Source organism: Rhodopirellula maiorica SM1 (genome assembly GCF_000346295.1).
GTDB lineage: Bacteria > Planctomycetota > Planctomycetia > Pirellulales > Pirellulaceae > Novipirellula > Novipirellula maiorica.
Genome location: NZ_ANOG01000793.1, coordinates 1 through 3,348, shown reverse-complemented (window position 1 = coordinate 3,348; position 3,348 = coordinate 1). Strand labels below are relative to the sequence as shown.

Annotated in this window: 3 protein-coding genes and 1 pseudogene; 3 read left to right on the top strand and 1 reads right to left on the bottom strand. The window is 54.7% G+C overall.

The features are described from left to right. Nucleotides 1–265, bottom strand: a 265-nt coding sequence (locus RMSM_RS25790; protein WP_008703620.1) for a pyrroline-5-carboxylate reductase family protein, incomplete at its 3' end; no start/stop codon positions are given. A 199-nt stretch (nucleotides 266–464) separates the two neighbouring features. On the opposite strand from RMSM_RS25790, the gene argB reads away from it, so the two are divergent. From argB to RMSM_RS25775, 3 genes and pseudogenes are all read left to right on the top strand, one after another. Continuing rightward, on the top strand, nucleotides 465–1,328 hold the full coding sequence (gene argB, locus RMSM_RS25785) for an acetylglutamate kinase (protein ID WP_040769411.1): 864 nt from the start codon (nucleotides 465–467) through the stop codon (nucleotides 1,326–1,328). Between the two features lie 131 nt (nucleotides 1,329–1,459). Further along, nucleotides 1,460–3,025 (top strand): aminotransferase class III-fold pyridoxal phosphate-dependent enzyme, encoded by a 1,566-nt coding sequence (locus tag RMSM_RS25780; protein ID WP_008703616.1) that lies wholly within the window; start codon nucleotides 1,460–1,462, stop codon nucleotides 3,023–3,025. Between the two features lie 72 nt (nucleotides 3,026–3,097). Beyond that, nucleotides 3,098–3,348: pseudogene (locus tag RMSM_RS25775) on the top strand (ornithine carbamoyltransferase); the annotation flags it as partial.

Genomic DNA, 3,348 nt, shown 5'->3' with positions numbered 1-3,348 from the left:
ACAACGACTCGGATTGTTGGGCAACCTTGCCAATCACCTTGGGTTTGACGGCCAACAGCACCGTGTCGGCGTCCTTGACCGCTTCGTTCAGATCAGGGCAAACCGAAACATCGGGCCGGTTTTCCCCCCACCATTGGCGGCTGGCCACATTGTGGTCGACAATCACCACATCGGCATCGTGGATCACCTGATTATCGAGCATCCCACACACGAGTGCTCGTCCCATCTGGCCGCCACCGACCACGGCTAAACGTTGTTTTTGCATTATTTTCCTTAACTAGACCCACTGTTTTGCTGTTTGCTGGCCATCTCAATTGACCCTCTGGGTGGCCGCATCTAAATTGATCGGTTTTTCCGTCTGCGGAAAGGCCACGAAAATCAGTCCAAATTCAAATCCAACAGACAAGAAGCGAGCGGAAGTGCCTGATTCGATCAAAAACGTCGACCATATTGGCGACTTTACCTTGGATGAAGCGATCTCCAAAGCGAACACCCTGATCGAAGCGATGGGATGGATTCGTCAATTCCGAGGAAAAACAACGGTCATCAAGCTCGGCGGCAGCATTCTGGATGACCCCCAAGAGTTGATGCACATCCTGTTGGACGTGATTTTCATGGAATCGGTGGGGATGAAACCGGTATTGGTGCACGGCGGTGGCAAGGCGATCAACCGCGAATTGGCCGAATCTGGCATCGCCCCCAATTTCGTTCGCGGCCGCCGGGTCACCGATGCGGCTACCTTGGCGGCAGTCGAAAAAGTGCTGGCCGGAGAGCTGAACGTCTCTTTGACTCAAGAAATTGAGCGACTGGGCGGACGGGCAATGAATTTGTCTTTCAAAACCACCAACGTGCTGTTTGGGAAAAAATTGGTGGATCAGCCCGACGAAGACCTCGGGTTCGTCGGAGAAGTCACTCGTGTCGACCGCAATGTGATCGAGGGCTTGTCGTACACCGACCAAGTTCCCGTGATCCCATCGATGTGCGAAGGTGACGACGGGCAACACTACAATGTCAATGCCGACACTGCTGCGATGGCCGTCGCACAAGCCCTTGGTGCGGACAAACTCGTTTTCTTATCTGACGTCAACGGCGTCCGGCGCGACAAAGACGATCCCGAGACGATCATTCATTCGCTCTCTTCTGCCGAAGCACGCGAACTGATTCAAACCGGCGTTATTAATTCGGGAATGATTCCGAAAGTCGAAGCCTGTTTGGAAACACTTGGTCGTGGTGTCAAGAAGGTGCACATCATTGATGGTAGACTGCGTCACTCGTTGCTGCTCGAAATCTTCACGACAAAGGGCGTGGGAACCGAAATACATCCATAAGGGTGAGGTCGCTACGACTTAAAATCGATCCTTTCCTCTCATTTTCCAAACTCAGCAGACGGAAACCCGCTCGCTAAACCGAGCGGGTTGGCCGTCGTTTTTTGTTTTTTACGTCTCTTTAAAGCACCCTCATGAGCGAACCTGCAAGGCCGAGCGACGAAGCGCCCGACGAGTCCAGCGATCTATCGCCAACGCGGCAAAGTGACGAACACGAGTTTGCCGAGGAAACGGAACTCGTCCAAGACGCATCGGCGATCGACGAAACCATCGTCAGTGCAGAACTCGAGGACGAACTCGACGATGACGATGTGGAGGACGAGGACGAGGACGACGATGATGAGGAGGATGAGTACGAGGAGGACGGGGAAGACGATGAAGTTGACGAAGATGAAGAGTTCGACGAAGACCAAGACGACCAGGAAGATGAAGTCGCTGACGAACGGAATCAAGTAGATGAACCGCTAGTCGCTGCAGCCGATACGGCTCCAGCCATTCGCGTCGCCACGCCAGCTCCCCATTTCGCTCCCGCATGGGCATCGCGACGGGCGCACGCCGAAGGCGTTCGCTGCCAAGACGCGGCGGGGCAACCTTGGGTCGATGCGATGGCGGGCCGCGTTTCCGCCGTGGGACTTGGGTGCGAAGCAATCGCCGATGCGATTCGTCAGACAGCCGGTGCTTATCTCGGTGACGCCTCGCAAACGCTGGAGATCGCCGACGACGAACAGCCCGAGCTTGCGGTGGCAATTCGGCAAATGTTGCAGTCCACCGACAATCAGAACGCGATTGCCGCCGATTCGTGTTTATTGTTTTCCGACGCCGATCTTGCGATCGAGGCGATGGTCACATTTGCGCGAACCCGCAATGCGGAAACCAGCTATCGCACCATCGCGTTGGCGGGGGCCGATCATGGCCGGACTGCGTTGTGCCGTTCGGCCAGCGGCCAACCCTCGTTACATCAAGGCTTCGGCCCCATGGTGGCCGGGTTTGATCATGTCAAACCCAACGATTTAAAGGCTCTGGAATCGGCAATCGACGAATCGACCGCCGCAGTGCTGCTGTCCCCTGTGAATCTTAGCAATGCCGCTCGCCCTCTGGACGCCAACTATCTCAGCAAAGTTCGCCAAGTTTGTGACCAACGCGATTTGATGTTGTTGATCGACGAATCAAGATTATGTTTCGGAGCCAGCGGATCCTGTTTCTCCTATACATCGCTCTGTGACATTCCGGTTGATGGCATCGTGGTCGCTGCCGGTTTGTTTAGCGGTTTGCCCGGTGGATTACTGATTGCGTCCGAGCGACTTACCGGCCACCCGATCCAACAATCGATAAACTATCCGATGCAGCGGAATGTCGTCATCGCGATGCTCGACGAACTTTCGCGACTCCGATTGCCTCATGCTGTTAGCGAGTCGGCTCAAACCTTTGCGGTTGCGTTGGCCGAAGCGATCGCGGGCTTTGAATTTATTCGCGACATTCATGTCACCGGAATGACGATCGGCATCGAAACCGACTTGGCCGCGACCGAAATGGTCAGCGCTGCGGCCCGCAACGGACTTCGCATTGAACCGGCCGGGGAAACTTCGATCCGATTGCAACCTCCGATCCACTTCAGCGACGAAGACCGCCACGCGTTATTGGAACGACTCGTCGAAACGATGCAGGCGATCGAGCAAAGTTCGACGGAATTGTCGGCCTAGCATTACTGTCCCTGCTGATTGAAACCATCACAAAACTTTTACGAATTTAAACACAACGAAGAGGCCGTTGCCGTGCAACACCTACTAAGTCTATTCGATATCGAAGTTGACGATCTACGAAGTATTCTTGCGACATCGCTTTCGCTAAAACAGCGGTTGGCTGCGGGTGATCGTCCATCGATCTTAGAGCGTCGTGTGCTTGCCTTGTTGTTTCAAAAACCGAGTTTGCGAACACGAGTCAGTTTTGAAACGGGGATGGCCCAACTGGGCGGCAGCAGTCTGTTTCTCGGTGACGACGTCGGTTGGGGAAAACGTGAATCGCC